At 46.2% G+C, this 19,296-nt stretch carries 18 protein-coding genes; 13 read left to right on the top strand and 5 right to left on the bottom strand.

What is annotated here, in order from left to right; all coding sequences use genetic code 11:
* Nucleotides 1-100: 100 nt before the first annotated feature.
* Complete coding sequence (locus MIC7113_RS18420; RefSeq protein ID WP_015183685.1) at nucleotides 101-1,051, bottom strand: YdcF family protein; 951 nt, start codon at nucleotides 1,049-1,051, stop codon at nucleotides 101-103.
* A gap of 665 nt (nucleotides 1,052-1,716) precedes the next feature.
* Here MIC7113_RS18420 and galE point away from each other — a divergent pair.
* From galE to MIC7113_RS33545, 11 genes are all read left to right on the top strand, one after another.
* Nucleotides 1,717-2,715, top strand: coding sequence for a UDP-glucose 4-epimerase GalE (gene galE, locus MIC7113_RS18425; RefSeq protein WP_015183686.1), 999 nt, complete (start codon nucleotides 1,717-1,719; stop codon nucleotides 2,713-2,715).
* Between the two features lie 209 nt (nucleotides 2,716-2,924).
* Nucleotides 2,925-3,209 carry a hypothetical protein gene (locus MIC7113_RS18430; RefSeq protein ID WP_015183687.1) on the top strand — a complete coding sequence of 95 codons (285 nt, stop codon included), beginning with the start codon at nucleotides 2,925-2,927 and terminating at the stop codon, nucleotides 3,207-3,209.
* A gap of 203 nt (nucleotides 3,210-3,412) precedes the next feature.
* On the top strand, nucleotides 3,413-3,856 hold the full coding sequence (locus MIC7113_RS18435) for a hypothetical protein (protein ID WP_015183688.1): 444 nt from the start codon (nucleotides 3,413-3,415) through the stop codon (nucleotides 3,854-3,856).
* 188 nt (nucleotides 3,857-4,044) lie between these two features.
* A complete protein-coding gene (locus MIC7113_RS18440) occupies nucleotides 4,045-5,226 on the top strand; it encodes a glycosyltransferase (RefSeq protein WP_015183689.1) in 1,182 nt (393 codons plus the stop codon).
* Nucleotides 5,227-5,281: 55 nt separating this feature from the next.
* Nucleotides 5,282-6,013, top strand: a complete 732-nt coding sequence (locus tag MIC7113_RS18445) for a sugar transferase (RefSeq protein ID WP_015183690.1) — start codon at nucleotides 5,282-5,284, stop codon at nucleotides 6,011-6,013.
* A 417-nt stretch (nucleotides 6,014-6,430) separates the two neighbouring features.
* The gene (gene gmd, locus MIC7113_RS18450; protein ID WP_015183691.1) at nucleotides 6,431-7,510 is read left to right on the top strand and encodes a GDP-mannose 4,6-dehydratase; all 1,080 of its coding nucleotides are present in this window, start codon (nucleotides 6,431-6,433) and stop codon (nucleotides 7,508-7,510) included.
* A gap of 216 nt (nucleotides 7,511-7,726) precedes the next feature.
* Complete coding sequence (locus tag MIC7113_RS18455) at nucleotides 7,727-8,671, top strand: GDP-L-fucose synthase family protein (RefSeq protein WP_015183692.1); 945 nt, start codon at nucleotides 7,727-7,729, stop codon at nucleotides 8,669-8,671.
* Nucleotides 8,672-8,968: 297 nt separating this feature from the next.
* Nucleotides 8,969-10,255 (top strand): TnsA endonuclease N-terminal domain-containing protein, encoded by a 1,287-nt coding sequence (locus MIC7113_RS38160; protein WP_051055719.1) that lies wholly within the window; start codon nucleotides 8,969-8,971, stop codon nucleotides 10,253-10,255.
* 158 nt (nucleotides 10,256-10,413) lie between these two features.
* Nucleotides 10,414-11,667, top strand: coding sequence for a transposase family protein (locus MIC7113_RS38165; RefSeq protein WP_226883446.1), 1,254 nt, complete (start codon nucleotides 10,414-10,416; stop codon nucleotides 11,665-11,667).
* A gap of 160 nt (nucleotides 11,668-11,827) precedes the next feature.
* Nucleotides 11,828-12,853, top strand: a complete 1,026-nt coding sequence (locus MIC7113_RS18465) for an ATP-binding protein (RefSeq protein WP_051056028.1) — start codon at nucleotides 11,828-11,830, stop codon at nucleotides 12,851-12,853.
* The gene (locus MIC7113_RS33545; protein ID WP_015183694.1) at nucleotides 12,843-14,066 is read left to right on the top strand and encodes a TniQ family protein; all 1,224 of its coding nucleotides are present in this window, start codon (nucleotides 12,843-12,845) and stop codon (nucleotides 14,064-14,066) included. The genes MIC7113_RS18465 and MIC7113_RS33545 overlap by 11 nt, the downstream gene beginning before the upstream one ends.
* A 141-nt stretch (nucleotides 14,067-14,207) precedes the next feature.
* Here MIC7113_RS33545 and MIC7113_RS18475 read toward each other — a convergent pair whose 3' ends face one another.
* From MIC7113_RS18475 to MIC7113_RS38515, 4 genes are read right to left on the bottom strand one after another with little or no spacing between them, the layout of a single operon-like run.
* On the bottom strand, nucleotides 14,208-14,819 hold the full coding sequence (locus tag MIC7113_RS18475) for an endonuclease/exonuclease/phosphatase family protein (protein ID WP_015183695.1): 612 nt from the start codon (nucleotides 14,817-14,819) through the stop codon (nucleotides 14,208-14,210).
* A gap of 58 nt (nucleotides 14,820-14,877) precedes the next feature.
* Entirely contained in the window at nucleotides 14,878-16,461 is a 1,584-nt protein-coding gene (locus MIC7113_RS33550) for a PAS domain-containing sensor histidine kinase (RefSeq protein WP_226883691.1), read from the bottom strand.
* 12 nt (nucleotides 16,462-16,473) lie between these two features.
* Nucleotides 16,474-17,082 (bottom strand): PAS domain-containing protein, encoded by a 609-nt coding sequence (locus MIC7113_RS18485; protein WP_041780118.1) that lies wholly within the window; start codon nucleotides 17,080-17,082, stop codon nucleotides 16,474-16,476.
* Nucleotides 17,075-17,497 (bottom strand): PAS domain-containing protein, encoded by a 423-nt coding sequence (locus MIC7113_RS38515; RefSeq protein ID WP_041780119.1) that lies wholly within the window; start codon nucleotides 17,495-17,497, stop codon nucleotides 17,075-17,077. The genes MIC7113_RS18485 and MIC7113_RS38515 overlap by 8 nt, the downstream gene beginning before the upstream one ends.
* Before the next feature lie 283 nt (nucleotides 17,498-17,780).
* Between MIC7113_RS38515 and MIC7113_RS18495 the strand changes: the two genes are divergently transcribed.
* Nucleotides 17,781-18,365 (top strand): 5-formyltetrahydrofolate cyclo-ligase, encoded by a 585-nt coding sequence (locus MIC7113_RS18495; RefSeq protein ID WP_015183696.1) that lies wholly within the window; start codon nucleotides 17,781-17,783, stop codon nucleotides 18,363-18,365.
* On the top strand, nucleotides 18,362-19,201 hold the full coding sequence (locus MIC7113_RS18500) for a carbohydrate ABC transporter permease (protein ID WP_015183697.1): 840 nt from the start codon (nucleotides 18,362-18,364) through the stop codon (nucleotides 19,199-19,201). Before MIC7113_RS18495 ends, MIC7113_RS18500 begins: the two co-directional genes overlap by 4 nt.
* Nucleotides 19,202-19,296 lie beyond the last annotated feature (95 nt).

The following is a 19,296-nucleotide window of genomic DNA, read 5'->3' on the forward strand; positions in this document are numbered from 1 at the left end:
AACCCAACAATCCCACACAGTAGGTGTGGGATTGTCAAATCTCCAACCCGTTGGGAAGTAGAAAGTTTTTCATTATGCATAACTTCCTACTTCATCCTTTTCAAGTGGTTGTCGGAGATAGCCAGCCTCGTAACGAGTAGTAGATGGTGGTATAGAATTCCTCAATAATACGAGTGCTGACGCTGAGAGCATCAACACTGGGAATAAAGGATTCAACCGTAATGTTACGTGCCTCTCTCGTTCCAGGTTCTGTCGAAACAAAATTCGCTGGTTGAGTTACGACATTAATGCCGACTTGAGAAAAAGCTAAACTAGCGCGGCGGCTATTAATGGCAGAAGTAACCAGGAAAACAGGTCTGTCTTGTATAGCTCGACTTCTCAAGATGGCGTTCACCTGCTCAGCACTGGTGCGAAGGTCTCGGCTTCTGGATTCTACGACAATTTGACCTTGGGGAACACCAAATTGGTTCAGTACGGTGGCGACATTGTTGGCTTCTTGACCGGCGCTAGCAATCACAATGGGTTGGTTACCTGCTGTCACCTGCTCTTGATACACTTGGGCGGCGCGACGGAGGCGATTGCTGCCTTCATCCGTGAGCTGAATTTGGGTTCGAGGGGGAAGACTCGGTTGTGTCGTTCCTTGCGCCAATACCACAATCGCCCCAGCAGGGGCGGCTGTAGCGGCTGGGGTTGTCCTTGGGAATGCCCCAAGTTCAAGGGGTCGAGCCAATACAGTACTGACGAAGGGAATACTGGAAATCAGTAAAATCAGCAGGGCTGCCATAATCAGGTTCTTCTTCAGCCCCTGATTCAATGCCGCCGCTAACAGCACAATAGTGGCTCCCACGGGCTTAAGCGGGAATGAGAGAACGCTCCATGCCGTTCTCACCAATGTGTCGTTGGGGAAGAAAAACGCCAGCACGATGATGGTAAACAGCAGAAAACCCCCAAGCAAGGTAAGATACGCTCTGGGGATTACTTTCAGTAGCAAATTGTAGATAATAACTGTGATCAGCAGCCACAGTAGTACCTGGGTAAGTAGTAAGAACATTGTTAAGAACTTCTTCGTTGTTGAAGGTTAGCGGTTGGTTGCTCGTTGTTAGTCTCACCAAGGTAGTTGGAGAGTAGGGAGGAGGCAGAGCCTTTGAAAGTTTTAGCTGACACTACGCTTGATTACCTGCGGAAGCAAAGAGCTTGTGTGCGAACCTTATAACCCTCAACCCAGTCTCCTGTCTTGACCATTTAAAATAACAACTTACAACTAATAACTGGTAGTACTTTTGTTTCAGTGATGTTTCATCTGCTTGAACCAAGGTTTGAATCACTATTACACGGGCATTATACTCGCGATTGGCAGCAATAATGGGCAAAAAACGCAGTTGATGCTATGACACGTGATTACTTGAAGCAGGGCAACATCCTAAGGACAGACCTCACCTTGGGAAAGGACTCCAATCATCGTTAAATCAACTGATTAAGGAAAATTCACCAACCTTTTTCCAACCGATAGAAGGCAGGGTATAGCATGAACGTTTGGAAAGGGAAGGTGTTAAAGACACGCTTGCCGATTTTAAATTCGACATTCCGCATTCCTCATTCCACAATCGATAAGGAGTAGGAGACGTTCTACTTCGGTTCAACGTTAACGGGCGAAGTCGAAGAGCGAACGTCTGTTGTCAAGTTAGGCTATGAAACAAAAAACTGGGAGAGTGTGAGGTGTCGCAAGTCAAACCCACAATTTTAGTGACTGGCGGAGCAGGATATATTGGCTCTCATGCTGTGTTGGCACTTCAGCAAGAAGGCTACCGCGTTATCGTGCTGGATAACTTGGAATATGGGCATCGGGAGTTTGTGGAAGATATTTTACAGGTGGATTTGGTCGTCGGTGACATCGGCGATCGCGCAACCTTAGATCAGCTATTTGCCAATCACGAGATTGCGGCTGTTGTCCACTTCGCTGCTTATATCGCGGTAGGCGAGTCGGTTACAGACCCTGCCCAATATTACCGCAACAATGTGTCCGGTACGGTGACCCTTCTGGAAGCGATGGTAGCGGCAGGGGTCAAAAAATTGGTGTTTCCTTCGACCTGTGCCATCTACGGGATGCCCAAGCAAGTGCCAATGACTGAAGACCATCCCAAACAGCCAATGAGTCCTTATGCCACGACCAAGTGGATGGTAGAGCAAATCCTGGCTGATTTTGATCGGGCTTACGATCTACGTTCAGTGGTGTTTCGCTTCTTCAACGCCGCCGGCGCTAACCCAGAGGGGTTAATTGGAGAAGACCACCAACCCGAAACTCATCTAATTCCGCTTGTACTTCTAACCGCTTTGGGGAAACGCGAATCTATTTCCATTTGGGGTACAGATTACCCCACACCAGACGGCACCTGCCTTCGGGACTATATTCACGTCAGCGACTTGGCAACCGCTCACATTTTGGGGCTGGAGTATCTATTGCAAGGTGGCAAGAGTGAAGCGTTTAATTTAGGTAATGGCAATGGTTTTTCGGTGCGGCAGGTGATTGAAACAGCTCGTCTGGTGACAGGTCGGGAAATCAACGTAGTCGAGTGCGATCGCCGCAGTGGCGATCCCTCCGTTTTAGTTGGGAGTAGTGACAAAGCTCAAAAAATTCTAGGTTGGTCTCCCCAATACACTGATCTGAGTAAAATTATCGGCGATGCTTGGCAGTGGCATCAAAGGCGTCATCAATAAAACCTATTGAGAAGCGTCTAAGTGGGGAAAGTTGGCGCTATACTGATCGACTTGAGTTCCAAGCCACAAGCAAACAGCCGTCACCCGTAAAGTATTCAGGGACTGTTTAACTACTTTGTTGTTGGGTTAAAAAATTGCCGGTGAATAGACACATCCAGACTGGAAAGGCTCAAAGCAACTCAACTCCTGTAACAAAGGAGTCTCTTGGATTGGAAGCCAGAATCAGTCGCTTGGAGGCAATTGTGGGACAAATTGGCGAGGCAGTTCTGGCAACCACTGAAACCATTGACTGTCTGACTGAACGGGTAGATGCTCTAGCGATTCAAGTGCAACACCAAGGGCAACAAATTCAACAACAGGGTTACCAGATTTTTGCCGTCAGCGATGCGGTGCAAACTTTGGCTCAAGCTCAAAGTGACTCTTTAGAGCAGTTAGGGCAACTCACAGAAACTCTGCGACGCCTTGCGACTGCTATTGAAGCGGCGGATCACTGAGGCTAGGGTGGTTAGAGTGGGGCAGGAGTTGATATGAGGGTGGAAGAAATTTTCTACTGAATATCCTGAGGTTAACAACACACCGCCCTCACTCCCCTATTTCCCCATGACCCAATCCTGTTCAGACATCCCAGTAGACTTTCCAGCACAGGAAAAATGTGCTAGGACAACGAGAACGCTCATAACTCATTAGGAGAACATTAATGCAATTTCCGAGGCGATACTTCGTCCTTCTTCCCCTGACTGCGGTTCTTAGCCTATTGATGGTTAGTTGTAGCGAGAGTAAAGTCTCTCAATGTAACAAAATTATCAAGGTTGCCAACAAAGCCGCTGACGAAGCTAAAGCTATCACCAATGGCGGGAAGGAAAGCGACCCGAAAGCAATGCTTAAGGCTGCCGATGCGCTGGACAAAGCCTCTCAAGAAATGGAATCCATTAAAGTTAGCGATGACAAGCTTCGAGACTATCAAGGCCGTTTTTTTGTGATGTATCGCGATACCAGCAAATCCACCCGCGATTTTATCACCGCTTTTGAGAAAAAAGACCGCCCCGCCGCTGAAGCTGCGATCGTCAAATTGCAGAAAACGACTGCCCTAGAAACACCCCTCGTTCAGGAAATTAATAAGTACTGCCAGCCAGAAAAATAGCGGACAATCCAACTCCTTGCCAATCAACTGCCTCAAATTCCAGGGTAATTCTACAAAGAACGAAGAATGAAAGTTTAGCATCCTATTCCCTAAACAGTCATCCAGTGAGTTTGCCTTTCTCCTGCTCCCCATACCCTGGGTGGCTCACCTTGGGGTAAGCTCTTACTCACAAGAAGCATTCTGGTTAAATGTCCTTGAAATATGCTTTGGTTCATGAGTGGTTGACACCCCAAGCAACGGGTGGGTCAGAACTGGTCGTTCAAGAAGTTCTCCAGCACATTGAGGCCGATGTTTATGCATTGATTGATTTTGAATCGACCAATCCCCAGAGTTATCTGTTTGGGCGTTCGATTGGTACAACCTTCCTGCAAAGTTTGCCCTTTGCCCGCAATGGTGTTCAGAAATATCTACCACTACTGCCCATTGCCATTGAACAGCTAGACTTACGGGACTATGATGTCATCCTTTCCTCATCTCATGCGGTTGCCAAGGGCATCCTGAGTACACCTCAACAACTGCATATCTGCTACTGTCATACGCCCATGCGCTACGCCTGGGATTTAACGTTTGATTATCTCAGTAGTAGTCGGATGGGGCGAGGGCCACAAGGCTTAATCACCCGGTATCTACTTCATCAATTGCGTCAGTGGGATGCCCTTTCGGCGAACCGGGTGGATTATTTTATTGCCAACTCGGTACATACCGCACGTCGCATCTGGCGCTGCTATCGGCGTCAGGCAACGGTGATTTATCCGCCGGTCAATATTGAGCGATTTCCGTTCCAGACTCAAAAAGAAGATTTTTATCTCACGGTTTCCCGCCTCGTGAGTTATAAGCGAGTCTCGTTAATTGTTCAAGCTTTCAATCAACTGGGACTTCCACTCGTCGTGATTGGCACAGGACCGGACTTGGAGGCGATTCGCAAACTGGCACAACCGAATGTACAAGTGCTAGGATTTCAGCCAGACTCGGTGGTTGAGCAGTATATGACCCGCGCCAAAGCCTTTGTCTATGCAGCCTGTGAAGATTTTGGCATTGCCCTAGTGGAAGCTCAAGCTTGTGGAACGCCCGTGATTGCCTATGGTGCTGGGGGGGCATTAGAGACTGTTCGAGATATTCGGCAACATCCGAACAGCGGAACAGGTCTATTTTTTCAATCCCAAAGTGCGGACGCGTTGATCGAAGCCGTGAATACTTTTGAGAGGTCAAAAAACTCGTTCAGTCCCGAACAGGGTCGATTAAACGCGGCTGGGTTTGCTCCCAAAATTTTTGGCGATCGCTACCTGGCTTTTCTGGAACAGTGCCAAGAGGGCTACAAATCTCAATTCTCCCCTGAAAATTTCAAGTTTCCTCAGGCGTATTCGCCGTAGCCAGCCTCTTGTGGCTTTATGATCTTGACTGTGTGGTGTGAAGTGAAGGAGTAAGATGACTGCCGAAAGCCAACTTATCTCCGTCAAGATGTTGCGAGCGTTCGTGAAGCGAGGAATTCAGCCACTCGCGTCGCGCAGCAGACCCAGGGGTCTTTCTCGACATCGCTTAAACGGAGATTTCGCCAAGCGGCTGTTTGATGTTATGTTTTCGCTATCTGTTCTGATTTCGTTTTTGCCGATTTACTTGGTACTCGCCCTACTGATTGCCATCAGCTCACCGGGGCCCATTTTTTATGTCCAGGAACGGGTCGGTAGAAATTACCAGTCGTTTGGCTGCCTCAAATTCAGAACAATGGTACAAAACGCTGACGAAATATTGACCGATTTGATGGAAACATCACCTCATTTACGTGAGGAATTTGAGGATAATTTCAAGCTCAAAAAAGACCCTCGAATTACAGGCATTGGTAAGTTTTTACGACTGACTAGTCTGGATGAGTTTCCTCAATTTTGGAATGTTTTGAAGGGAGATATGAGTGTGGTGGGGCCCCGACCCTTAGTGCCGGAAGAACTACCTAAATACGGGCGTAATATGGACAAGGTTTTGACGATTAGGCCAGGAATTACTGGTTTATGGCAAGTTTCTGGGCGTAATGACATTCCTTACCCTCTGCGGGTTCAAATGGATGTTTATTATGTCAATTTCAGGAATTTCTGGCTAGATTTATGGCTGATTTTCAAAACTCTTGGTGTGATTATTTTCCCTAAAAATAATGGGGCTTACTGAAGGAGAAGTCTGGAAAGTTTAGACATCTTTTTTTTGCTTATTAAGAGAGTTGATTTGACAACTAATTCTGTCTTCATTATTCTCTAAGGCGGTAGAAATCCACAGGCTATTTAACGCTTTGGTGCTGTCTCACGAAAGCTTTCTTTAGATAATCTTTGTCAGCGTTCGCTCTCTTCGCTCTCGAAGGGAGCCGAGACGCTAGGATTAGCTACCGTAGCGAAACAAAGACTCTGCATAGCAATCAAAGCTTTAGCCTGATTTCATTCCAGCTAACTCACTACCCGCTTAGCCATGGATCAATTTCTAGGTTAACTTAAGGATGATTCGTTTACCTTCCAACACGTCCGTTGGGCGGGTGAGCTTTATTGGCACTTGAGCCGCAGTGAAAGTTCCGATTTGTTACAGGAAAATTCAAGAATGACACAACGTAAACGAGCGCTAATCACGGGTATTACGGGTCAAGATGGCTCCTATTTGAGTGAATTATTACTAGAAAAAGACTATGAAGTTCATGGAATTATTCGGCGAACTTCCACCTTTAATACCGATCGCATCGATCACATTTATGTAGACCCTCACAATGAAAACGCTCGGTTATTCCTCCACTACGGTGATTTAACCGATGGCGTAACCATGCGCCGAATTTTAGAAGAAGTAAAACCCGTAGAGATTTACAACTTAGGTGCACAATCCCATGTAAGGGTGAGTTTTGATTCACCGGAATACACGGTTGATTCTGTGGCAATGGGGACGCTACGTCTTTTGGAGGCAATTCGAGATTATCGCAATCGCACCGGAATTGATGTGCGTTTTTATCAGGCGGGTTCGTCTGAGATGTTTGGCAAGGTACAGGAAGTACCGCAAAAGGAAACAACGTCTTTTTATCCCCGCAGTCCCTATGCTTGTGCCAAGGTTTATGCCCACTGGCAAACCGTAAACTATCGCGAGTCTTACGGAATCTTTGCCTGTAATGGCATCTTATTTAATCACGAATCGCCGCGCCGAGGCGAAACATTTGTCACGCGCAAAATTACCAGAGCGATCGCTCGGATTGTAGCGGATCAACAGCAGAAACTCTACCTGGGTAATCTTGACTCCAAGCGAGACTGGGGTTACGCCAAAGACTATGTTCAGGCGATGTGGCTGATGTTGCAACAAGAGGAAGCGGATGATTACGTCGTCGCCACGGGTGAAACTCACTCCATTCGTGAATTTTTGGACATCTCCTTTGGTTATGTCAATCTCAATTGGCAAGACTACGTAGAGTTTGACCCCCGTTATCTACGTCCGGCTGAAGTTGATTTACTCATTGGTGACCCCAGCAAGGCAAAACAGAAGCTGGGTTGGGAACCTTCTGTGACCTTTGAAGAGTTAGTCGCTTTAATGGTAGAAGCCGATTTGCGAGCGTTGGGGCTAACTTCCCAGCATAGCCCAGAAGCTTCCGATTGGCAGGATAATGCCTATATTCGTCAGAGTGTAGGAAGCATCGTTGATTGAGGGGGTTCGCTAATTTCTAGTAGTTGCTAGATAATCAAATCGTGACGAAGAAAGCATGAAGTGTAAAGGATTCAGGATGAAAATACTCCAGCCATTCAACTCAAGACCCTAATATTGATCACAAGGGATAATTTCATACCTCATACATCATTCTTCAGCCTTCAGTTGACCGATCGCAAAGAGAGTTTCAGACGCTGGGCAAGGATTGCAAGACCAATGGCAACTTTAGATTTAAGTAATCAAAGGATTCTGGTAACCGGTGGCGCAGGATTTCTAGGGCGTCAGGTTATCGAGCAGCTCTGTACGGCGGGGGCAAAGCGAGAGAAAATTACAGTACCGCGATCGCGCGACTATGACCTTCGTTCCTTAGAAGCCTGCCAACAAGTCGTCCAGCAGCAAGATATCGTTATTCACCTTGCCGCCCACGTCGGTGGTATTGGGTTAAATCGAGACAAACCGGCTGAACTCTTCTATGACAACCTGATGATGGGCACTCAACTCATTCATACTGCCTATCAAGCAGGTGTTCAGAAGTTCGTGTGTGTGGGTACCATCTGCGCCTATCCTAAATTCACGCCAGTCCCGTTTAAAGAAGATGACCTCTGGAATGGCTATCCAGAAGAAACAAACGCCCCTTATGGCGTTGCCAAAAAAGCTCTCTTAGTCCAACTCCAAGCCTATCGACAGCAGTACGGATTCAATGGTATCTATCTGCTGCCCGTCAACTTATATGGCCCAGAAGATAACTTTGACCCCAAAAGTTCTCACGTTATCCCAGCTTTGATTCGCAAAGTACACGAAGCCCAACAAAAAGGAGAAAAGCAATTACCTGTATGGGGTGATGGAAGCCCGACTCGTGAGTTTCTCTACTCGACTGATGCGGCACGAGGAATTGTGATGGGAACTCAGTTTTACAATGACATAGAACCCGTTAATTTGGGCACAGGTGAAGAAATCTCAATTCGTAATTTAATTGAGCTCATTTGTGACTTGATGAAATTTGAGGGTGAAATTATCTGGGAAACGGATAAGCCGAATGGACAACCCCGTCGTTGTTTGGATATAGAACGGGCAGAGCAAGCGTTTGGCTTCACCGCCGAGGTAGGTTTTAAGGAAGGGCTAGAAAATACGATTAACTGGTATCGACAACATGCTACCTGATCAAAATAGGTCAACGTAGACGCCATGATGGTCACTCACCGATTTACCATCAGGGGTAAAGCCTTGCCAAGTATTCACTTGCTTGACTCGCTCTGCTGTCACTTGAACCATATTCTGTCCAAAGTGGAAGCATAAGCTGTCCGGCAACAAGGGAAAAACTCTGATGCTGTCGTAGGAACAACAGCGGCTAGAGCAGCCAGGTAGAACCATAAGTTGGCCGTAAGTTGAAAGGGGAAGGATAAGATGTCCTTGAGTTGATAAACTGACAATATCCTCCCATTGCTGCCAGAGAAAAAAATGCTGGACGGCGAACAGTTTGTGCGGTGGTGCCAGCAGCTCGGCTTGGCAGAATCGGCAAGGCAATACATCGAACTGTTACGCAGTTCGCCACCTGCGCGTGTGGTACGCAGTAGGGCAGGCAACGTGAGTGGTCGTTACCCCAGTCGGAAAATGGGCGTGACGATTCAATTTGAGAGCCACCACAACGAATTGGCAGGCATCTATGAAATGGAATATGACCCAGATGTGCTGGAATATTACGATCAACCCAGGGGGCTTAAACTTAGCTATCAAGCTCTGTGTGGTCGGAAAGTAGGAGTCCTGCATACCCCAGATTTCTTCGTGTTGCGCCAAACATCTGCTGGCTGGGAAGAGTGGAAAACACTTGATGAATTAGTGCGATTATCAGCTAAGATGCCTGCTCGCTACGTGAAAGAAATTGAAGGTCAATGGCACTGTCCCCCAGGAGAAGAAGTAGCACAAAGCTTGGGATTATATTATCGCATCCGCTGCAACGCTGAAATTGACTGGGTTTTCCAAAATAATCTTCATTTTCTCGAAGACTACTTGCAGCCGTCCCATTTGGATCTAGAAGAGAACGTTCGTGCCAACATCACATTACTGGTAGAACTTCATCCAGGAATTACCTTAGGTGAATTGCTACAACAGGGGTACAACTGTGACGAGGTTTATACCCTAATTGCCCAAAATCATTTAAAGGTGAATTGGCGAGGTGTCAACATAGCGCAACTTGGTTCACAGCGTCAAATCTTTCCGGCTAGTCAGAAAGTTTGTCAAACCGAAACAACCAAGTGGAGAAGAGCATCAACCTTAGAATTAGCCCCTAACTTAGTTGACCTAAAACCTGGTTCTCCTGTGGTGTGGAATGGAAAAAGCTTATCGATTCTCAATCGGGGAGAAACCCATACAGCCCTACTCAATGAAGAGGAAAAAGTCATCCAACTGCCCAACGTTGCCCTATTGGAATTAGTCAAACAGGGTGAGTTAACAGGTGTTGTCACCCACTCCTTACCATCTGCAAAAGAAGTCAATGACCTTTTAGCCAAGGCTAGCGTCGATGATTGTGCACAAGCCAACCGCCGCTATTCCATCATTGCTCCCTACCTAACGGGTGAACTCCAAACCTCAAATCAGGTCGTCAGTACACGTACAATTCGCCGTTGGTTGCATTCGTGGCAAAAAGCCCAAGAGCAATATGGATGTGGTTATGTAGGTTTATTGCCTCGCGTCAGCTCTAAAGGTAATCGCCAATCCAAATTACCGGAAGCGACACAAAAATCGTAGACGAATTCATTGCTAACAACTATCTAAATCTCAAACAGCAAGGAAAATTCGCCGTTTACAGTTCACTGGTACGAGCCTGTGAACAGCAAGGGATTACTCCTTGTAGCTACAAAACATTTGTCCGAAACATTCATCAAAAATCTAACTATGAACAGGCTTTGAAAAGGCAGGGGCGTAGGGCGGCTTACAAGCACGAACCTTTTTATTGGGAGCTAGAGGTAAACACCCCTAGGCACGGACAACGACCCTTTGAAATCTGCCATATTGACCATACACAATTAGATATTGAGCTAGTTAGCTCCCACACATCAGTAAATCTGGGTCGCCCTTGGGCTACCTTCCTAACAGACGCTTACTCACGACGAATACTAGCCGTTTATCTGTGTTTTGACCCACCGTCCTACCGTAGTTGCATGATGGTAATGCGCGAGTGTGTCCGTCGTCACGGACGCTTGCCCCACACGATAGTGGTGGATGGAGCCAAAGAATTCATGAGTGTTTACTTCGAGCGGCTACTAGCCGCTTACTCTTGCACGAAGAAAACCCGACCAGCGGCTAAACCCCGATTTGGTTCAGTATGCGAACGCTTGTTCGGGACAGCCAACACCATGTTGATTCACAATCTCCAGGGAAATACGCAAATTAACAAGAATTCTAGGGCTGTGACGAAAAGCGTTAATCCCCGTAATTTAGCTATTTGGACGCTGGGGAGTTTGTATCAGAATCTATGCGATTGGGCTTATGAATTTTACGACAACAAGGAGCATCCGGCACTCTTGAAAAGCCCAAGAGCAGCTTTTTCAGATGGCTTGTTGCAAACCGGATTGCGCCCACATAAACTGATTCCTTACGATGAAACCTTTCGGATTTTGACCCTACCAACAACATCCAAAGGAACTGCCAAAGTCATTCCTAATCAAGGAGTCAAAATTAACCACATCTACTATTGGCATAATAGTTTTCGGAATCCGGAAATTGAAAAGACTCAAGTTCTCGTGCGCTATGACCCAAATGATGTTGGGATTGCCTATGCCTACATAAAAGGTCAGTGGGTAAATTGCATCTCGCAGCACTATAGTAGCTTAGCGGGTCACTCAGAGCGAGAAATGATAGCAGCAAGCGTCCAGTTGCGTCAACAACATAAGAATCACTCCAAACAATTTACAATCACAGCCAAAGCCCTCGCTGAATTTCTAGCAAGTACAGAAGCCCAAGAAGTTATCTTAGAGCAACGCTTACGGGATGTAGAAGCCAAAGAGGTTTTAGCAATAATTGATGGAGTCAAAATGAAGCGACCTGAAGAACAGCCTCCAGCCTCCGAGTGCCTTTCACTTCCTATAAGTCGAGAAACCTCTCCTAATAGAGATGAGATTGATTCTGAAGAAATTGAACCTTATGAGGAGTTTTGGTAATGCCCTCTGCCAAGCATTTTCCTCCAGAACTCTTAGCTGCAACTCCAGCGGAGAAATTGGCTTACTTTGAAAGTTGTACGGTAGTACACAGGCAATTAAAAATTGCTTATGAAGCTGTAATAGATGCCGTCAATAATCCTGGAGGAGCTTCATTAATCTTTTGTTTGGTCCTACCGGGGTGGGGAAAACAACCTTACTCCATCAAGTTGTGAAAGTGCTAATAGAGCAGAACTCCAGAGCTATGCAACTTGATTGTGGGCATATTCCTGTTGCTTATGTAGAAGCTCGCGCTCCCGAATCCGGGTCTTTCGACTGGAAAGATTATTATAAAAGCGTCTTGATAGCTTTAGCTGACCCCTTCGTTGATTATAAACTCAGAACTGGCAGTAGCCGAATTGAGGGCAGGGGTTCGGCTCAACGTCTAGTTAAATCAAGAGCCAACCTTTCAGATTTACGAGAGGATGTAGCCGCAATTATCCAACAACGTCGGTTAATTGTATTTCTAGTTGATGAAGCCCAACGCTTCACTAAAATGGCATCGGGACGAAGACAACAAGACCAAATGGATGCCATTCAGTCAATGGCAAGTTTCACGTCCACCCGACACGGACTTTTTGGCACTTATGAACTGCTACAGTTAAGAAATTTAAGCGGTCAATTGAGCCGCCGCAGTTTAGATATTCACTTTCCTCGTTATCAAGCGGATTGCTCACAGGACGTTAAAGATTTCAAACGGGTACTCAAAAGCTTTGCCTGCCAAATGCCCTTGTTAGAAGTCCCTGATTTAGAGCAGCATTGGGAATACTTTTACGAACGCAGTATCGGTTGTGTCGGGATAGTGAAAGATTGGCTGACACAAGCTTTGAGAAAAGCGTTGGGAGAATCAGCCTCTACCCTGAGCTTGGCACATCTTACACCTTATGCTCCCAGTGTTTCTAAATGTATGCAAATGGCAACTGAGGCGATAGAAGGTGAGAAAGCGCTGCTCCAATCGGAGAGCGAACTGAGCCGATTGCGTCAAAAATTGGGATTAACTGTTAAGGAGCCACCAACAGCAACAGAAGCCTTGCTCAATAGCCCGACCCGTTCTACGGCTAATAAAAAAGACAAGAAAACAAAGAAACGTCGTCCGGGAGAGCGTAATCCTCAACGGGATGTCATCGGAGGCGCTCCCAGTGTCAGTTGAAAGCTGGAGTAATCATCAACTGTGGTATTCAAAAACCACAACAATTCCAGAGCGTAGCCGCCTGCATCCTCTTGAACCCATCGGTGTAGGAACGCCGACAGTAGAGAGTTTAACCAGTTATGTGGCTCGGTTGGCAGCAGCTCATCGAGTACCTACGGGTATTTTGCTAGCTCAAGAAGTCGCTCAACAAGTCAGTAGATATCAGGGCAATCAGCATCAAGGGTTATCCAGATGGTTTTTCCGTGTCTTTTTCAACGATACGGGGGCCTGGAATGGCATGGGAATTATGGCATCTGAGCCAGTTCATGTGTTAGAAGCACGAACCAAGCAGCATCAGTTACGGTTTCTCACTTTGTTACGTTGGGCTAACGTTTTACCGTCACGAGGTTTACTTCGTACCAACAAGGCTTGGTGTCCCGTGTGCTATGACGATTGGGAGCGTTGTGGCAAACCCATCTACGAGCCTTTATTATGGTCGCTCCAGGTAGTGACAACTTGTCCTGTTCATCAACAAGTTTTATGGCATCAATGTCCCAATTGTCGGCGGTCGCTCTACCCTCTAGAGTGGAATTCCCGACCGGGTTTCTGCTCTAGATGCCAACAGTGGTTGGGTGTGAGTTCATTTTTGAGTACAGGCGAGACCTCTTTTGATGCTTCCCCAGTAGAGCCACCTGATTGGGAATGGCAGATTTTTGTTGTGTACTCCGTGGGAAAAATTCTAGAGCAAGCACCTTTTCTTGAGTCTGTGCCAGCTAGAGAAAATCTGGCATTTTGTATTGACTTATGTATTCAAAAAGCTACCAACGGTAATGCTAAAGCTTTTGCTGAGTTAATGTACCTGAGTGCTTCCGTACCAGGAGAATGGCGATGTGGTCAAGCACTGGCACAATTAGGTTTGCTCTTACGAGTTTGTTGGTGTCTTTCTATTCCTTTAGTTGATTTCCTCACTGGCCGGGTAGTGATTGAGCAACCGCTATCGTTGAAGGTTTTGCCTATCACTCAACAAAGGAGAAAAACTAATCGGCGCTTTGATGCGCTGAAAGTACAAATGTTTTTAGAGGCAGCTTTGTCTTTTGAACCACCCCAGTCTCTCAAGCAAGTGGCTGCTACTATTGGATACGACCCTGGCGATATCTCCCGATTTTTCCCAGACTTGTGCCACCAAATTTCCGCTCGTTACAGATTATACCGACAAGCAATCAGAAAGTCCTAGCTATAATAATGCCATTCCCCAAGTCTATCTCCAGGTACTCGCAAGCGGTTCAAGTCTAGTTACCTCGTCCCACCACGTCGAAGTATAAAGTGACCACAGTTTTTTGGACAACTTATGCTTCCACTTTGGACAGGATATGGTTCAAGTGACATCTGCCCAGTCTTTGCTGAAACAAATGTGGTCAATGTTGAATGGAATCTTATCGGTAACACAAACAAGGTCGTTTTCTTGTAGTGCCTCACTCAACATGTTCCGTCCTTGATGGGTTCCGTATCCAGTCAAACCACTCAGCGTTTGGTTAAAGTCACCCGCTACACATAAGGGCAAACCTTGATTCAGTTTTGCCCAATCCTGACAATGAGATGCGATCGATTTGTAATGTTCTTGCCACTTCTTCGCTGTCCCTGTTGGGCCTTTATCGTTTGCCCAAGTAATAATGGTTCCATAGACGAGAAAGTGAGCAAGCGGCGCTAAAATTTCAGCGCACACAGCAATTGAAGGATCGAAAGTGGGAAACGTCCTCCCGATTGGGTAGCGAGACCAAATAGTTGAACAATTTTCTCCAGGATTATGATATTCAGATATTGGAGATGTGGCAATTTTTGAGTAATTATTTTTGGGATTGATAACACGATTGGTCTCAGTGAGTATCCAAATATCAGCGTTTATTTCATCAATTTGTTCCTGAATTATCGGATTTTTTTTCCAACCTCCAAGCTTTGGACGCTCAAGATTCCAGGTCGCAATTCTCATAGATTTTGGCATTTTTTATCAATAAATTATGAAATAATTTATTTTGACGCCTTTACCGTTATTGGTGTTGAATAATGGGTAGCTCAATCACAAACTCTGTCCCTTGGGTCACGGCTGAATGATAGAATAACTTTCCTTGATGTCGCTCAACAACAATCTGATAGCTGATCGATAATCCCAACCCTGTCCCCTTGCCAGGGGGTTTGGTGGTAAAGAAGGGGTCAAATAACCGAGGTTGAATATCTACGGGTATACTTACCCCATTGTCAGTGATGCGGATCATTACTCGATTTTCTTCGACCCGTGCCGTGCGAATCCAAATTGTTGGGGATGGATGGTGAGAGTCTTCCGTTTCATCACTGATGCTGGATAATTCACAAGCCTCTTCCAATGCATCGATCGCATTACTCAGGATATTCATAAAAACTTGATTAAGCTGACCTGGGTAACACTCTATCAAGGGGAGTTGTTCATACTCTCTAATGACCTGAATTTCGGGACGATGAGGCTGTTGCTTCAATCGGTGTTGCAAGATTAGCAGAGTACTATCCATGCCTTCATGAATATTGACCGACTTAAGTTCTGTTTCATCCAGGCGGGAAAAGTTCCTCAAGGACATAACAATTTGAGTGATTCGTTCCGCCCCTTCTTTCATCGAATCTAAAAGTTTGGGAAAATCTTCGGCAATAAATTCGGGTTCAATCTGTTCGAGTTGTTCGGCAATTTCTGCGATTGGATGGGGATAATGGCATTGATACAAGTCAATTAGATTTAACAAATCTTGAGCATACTCCCTCGCTGGATGGATATTGCCATAGATAAAACTGGTGGGATTGTTGATTTCATGAGCCACTCCTGCCACTAATTGTCCTAAACTAGCCATTTTTTCTTTCTGCACCAATTGGGCTTGAGTTTGTTGCAGTTCTTGCAATGCTCGTTCTAACTGCATTGCTTTCTCTTGTTCTCTCTGCGTAAAATCGCGCAGGGCTTGTTCAGCTTGCTGGCGCTCGGTGATCTCTTCAAACATGTACAATCGACCAAAATAGCGATCTCCCTCATCACGAATTTGAGCCGAAAAACGACGAATCGTGCGTCCCCCAACAAAAGGAATTTCATCTTCGACTACGGCTCGATTTTCCTCCGATTGCAGGGGTTTGCAGGATTCGGCAAAAGCAGCAACATCGGCAAGCAAGGGAATACAGGCGGGAATAATATCGTTGTTTTTGAGTTCACCCCGTTCCATAGACTCCTCTAGATGTTCAATCCCCCAAATTTCACAGAAGCGATGGTTGAAGTAGAGTATGGCATCGGTGCGGTTGTCTACGACAAAGAACGCCAAGGGAGAGGCGCTAGTCATGGAACGCAAGAACGCTTGATCCCAACGCAATTGGGCTTCAAACTGCTGGCGCTCAGTGATATCACGGCAAACACAAATAATTCCCCCGTCCTCCGTCAAGGTGAGGGATACCTCTTCGGCAAACGTACTCCCATCCCCTCTTTTGGCGATCGCTTCTCCGTGCCACCGTCCTGTTTGTAATAAAATAGGCAAACAGTCTTGTTCCAGGCGCTGGATTTCATCGGAGGAATAAAGTTCGTGCCATGTCTTCCCTAGGAGTTCGGTGCTGTTGTCGTAACCAAACAGCCTGACATGCGCCTAGTTCAAATAGGTGTACTCCTGCTGAGCATTAGTGATCGCAATGCCATCCATCGCCGCTTCTACCGCCGCTAACTGTCGCCGTAGGGTTTCTTCCGATTTCTTGCGATCGGTAATGTCTTCGACAACATAGGAAAAGCGCGATCGCCCGTTTGCCACTTTGCCGATAAAACATACGGTTGCGGATAACCATCTCGAATGCGTTGCTGTATTATGTTGGTACTCAAAACGAACGGGAGTGCCTGTGCGTTCACTCTCTCGGTAGTTTTCGAGCCACTGCTGTATGTGAGCCGGGGAAACTCCTAACTGACTCGCCAGTTGATTTCGCGTGGCATCCGGAGTCGTCCCAAAAAATTGCGCGGTTGTTTGGTTGTCAGAAAGATGCAAAATATCATCATCGAGTAGTTCCACCACACCCATCATCAGAGGAGAACTATTGTAGAAGCTACGTAAAATTGCTTCTTGTTCCCGTAGTTCTTCCTCGGCTTGCTTATGAGCGGTAATATCATGAGCCACCGCATAAATTAACTGTTGTTGGGCACATGGAGTCGCTTTCCATCGCAGCCATTTGTAAGAGCCATCTTTGCAGGGGTAACGATTTTCAATCAATAGTGTCTACACCCGTTATCAGCGTCTGAGCTTCAATTAGGGTAGCTTGATAGTCTTCAGGATGGACAAAATCAAAGTATGGTTTGGCTAGGAGCTCTGATTGAGTAAAGCCTAGCGTTCTTTCCCAGGCAGGATTGAGATGTTTAAAATATCCATCAAATCCCGCCACACACAACATATCGAGGGAAAGGGTAAAAAAACGCTCTCCTATCGGTAACTCGGATTCGGATGGTGCTGTCTTCAGTTCTGAACTGTGATACCGCGTTGCTTCCCTCTGATGGCACTCACAGCCTCTTGGGTGTTTTAAAATAGGTGAGATTCCTGAAGCATCAACATGCTGCAACTGTCGTTCAACACTTCCAGTCGATGGTTCAGGGTTGGAATTAGAGGAAAAAAAGGGGATATTACCGATCATTTCATTGAATTTTAGTGAAAAAATATCAGTGGAATCTGAGACAGTTACAGCTCTATAGCTAGAAAATATTAAGGATTGTCAAAAACTGGATTATTCTAACTGTTTGTCCTCTGGACTTGATTGATAATGCCGTTTCACTACTCCACTCCAAGAGAATGACTGTAATCACTATCTATATTTAGAGTTCCCTAAATTTACTAGACACAGTTACTTCTTGATCAAAATTTTCAAAGACACTGATGAAGTTTTGATAAAGAAATCATATTCCTTAATAGTTATTAAAATGGGTAAACATGGGGAATCCCAGCCAAATAAATCCAAATGGCGTCAGATTCTACTGCAAAAACGGCAATCATTAAGTGTAGAAGCATGGCAGGAAAAGAGCGATCGCCTCTGTTCTCACCTGCAATCCTCACCTTTATTTAGCTCAGCACGAACCATATTGGCTTATTTCAGCTTTCGTCAAGAACCCGATTTAAGTCCCCTATTTACAGACTCCAAACGCTGTTGGGGATTCCCTCGTATTGAACAAAAATCTCTCGTCTGGCATCGCTGGATGCCTGGAGACTACCTCTCGAAAGGAGATTATGGCATTTTTGAACCCTACCCTGATTCCCCAATCTTGACGCCCCATGAGGTCGATCTAATCTTAGTGCCGTCTGTGGCTTGTGATGCACGAGGATACCGTTTAGGGTATGGGGGGGGATTTTATGACCGATTGCTGAGTTCAGCCGATTGGGCCTCTAAACCTACTATCGGAATTGTGTTTGAATTTGCCTATGTGTCGCACTTACCCGTTGACCCTTGGGACAAGCCGCTCCATAGTATCTGTACAGAAGATAGGTTTCAGGTAAGCGATACGCCATGAGTCGAAAGCGGCAAACTCAGATGTGGAGAAACGTTTGGAGATATCTGCTGTTAGGAGCGATCGCCTTTGGGATGCTCTTCCCACTGCTTTGGCTTGTCAGCACATCATTCAAGTCTCCAACCGAAGACATCTTTCAGTTTCCTCCCCAACTCATTCCCAGTCAGCCCACCTTTCAAAATTTCCTCACCGTCTGGCAAACCAATCCCTTTGGGCAATACTTGTGGAACAGTACAATTGTGGCTGTTCTCACCGTCAGCTTAAATCTCCTCTTCTGTTCCCTCGCCGCTTACCCACTGGCAAGACTGGATTTTCGAGGACGTGATGTGATTTTCACCCTGGTTGTCTCCACCATCATGATTCCCTTCCAGATCGTGATGATACCCCTCTACATCTTGACGGTGCAGCTAGGTTTAAGAAATACCTATCTAGGCATCATTTTCCCCAGCCTTGCCTCAGCCTTTGGCATTTTCCTACTGCGCCAAGCCTTTCAGGGTGTTCCGAAGGAACTGGAAGAAGCCGCTCGTATGGATGGCTGTTCGGAGCTAGGCTTGTGGTGGAATATTATGCTGCCTGCTGTCCGTCCAGCGCTAGTGACGTTGGCGATATTTGTGTTTATTGGCTCTTGGAGTGACTTCTTGTGGCCTTTAATTGTCCTCGATAGACCGGAGTATTACACCCTTCCCTTGGGTGTCGCCACCCTTGCAGGTACATTCTCCCTGGATTGGCGTCTGATTGCGGCGGGTTCTGTTATTTCTATCGCCCCTGTCATTTTGTTCTTCCTGCTGATGCAGCGTTACATTGTCCCGACAGATACCAGTAGTGGTGTTAAAGGCTAGTGGGTTTGAGTGTTAACCATTGATTGTTTCCCTACTCCAAGAATATTCTGCCTAGTGCAGCATGGCAGAAATAACTGACTAGCTAAAATCTCCCC

This window comes from Allocoleopsis franciscana PCC 7113 (genome assembly GCF_000317515.1).
Classification (GTDB): Bacteria; Cyanobacteriota; Cyanobacteriia; order Cyanobacteriales; family Coleofasciculaceae; genus Allocoleopsis; species Allocoleopsis franciscana.

Bases quoted from the DNA above. Each gene is read 5' to 3' on its own strand.
- MIC7113_RS38160 (WP_051055719.1), top strand. From the start codon at position 8,969: ATGCTGGACGGCGAACAGTTTGTGCGGTGGTGCCAGCAGCTCGGCTTG.
- MIC7113_RS18495 (WP_015183696.1), top strand. From the start codon at position 17,781: ATGGGTAAACATGGGGAATCCCAGCCAAATAAATCCAAATGGCGTCAG.
- MIC7113_RS18435 (WP_015183688.1), top strand. From the start codon at position 3,413: ATGCAATTTCCGAGGCGATACTTCGTCCTTCTTCCCCTGACTGCGGTT.
- MIC7113_RS18440 (WP_015183689.1), top strand. From the start codon at position 4,045: ATGTCCTTGAAATATGCTTTGGTTCATGAGTGGTTGACACCCCAAGCA.
- MIC7113_RS38515 (WP_041780119.1), bottom strand. From the start codon at position 17,497: ATGATCGGTAATATCCCCTTTTTTTCCTCTAATTCCAACCCTGAACCA.
- gmd (WP_015183691.1), top strand. From the start codon at position 6,431: ATGACACAACGTAAACGAGCGCTAATCACGGGTATTACGGGTCAAGAT.
- MIC7113_RS18455 (WP_015183692.1), top strand. From the start codon at position 7,727: ATGGCAACTTTAGATTTAAGTAATCAAAGGATTCTGGTAACCGGTGGC.
- MIC7113_RS18445 (WP_015183690.1), top strand. From the start codon at position 5,282: ATGACTGCCGAAAGCCAACTTATCTCCGTCAAGATGTTGCGAGCGTTC.
- MIC7113_RS18420 (WP_015183685.1), bottom strand. From the start codon at position 1,051: ATGTTCTTACTACTTACCCAGGTACTACTGTGGCTGCTGATCACAGTT.
- MIC7113_RS18500 (WP_015183697.1), top strand. From the start codon at position 18,362: ATGAGTCGAAAGCGGCAAACTCAGATGTGGAGAAACGTTTGGAGATAT.
- MIC7113_RS18475 (WP_015183695.1), bottom strand. From the start codon at position 14,819: ATGAGAATTGCGACCTGGAATCTTGAGCGTCCAAAGCTTGGAGGTTGG.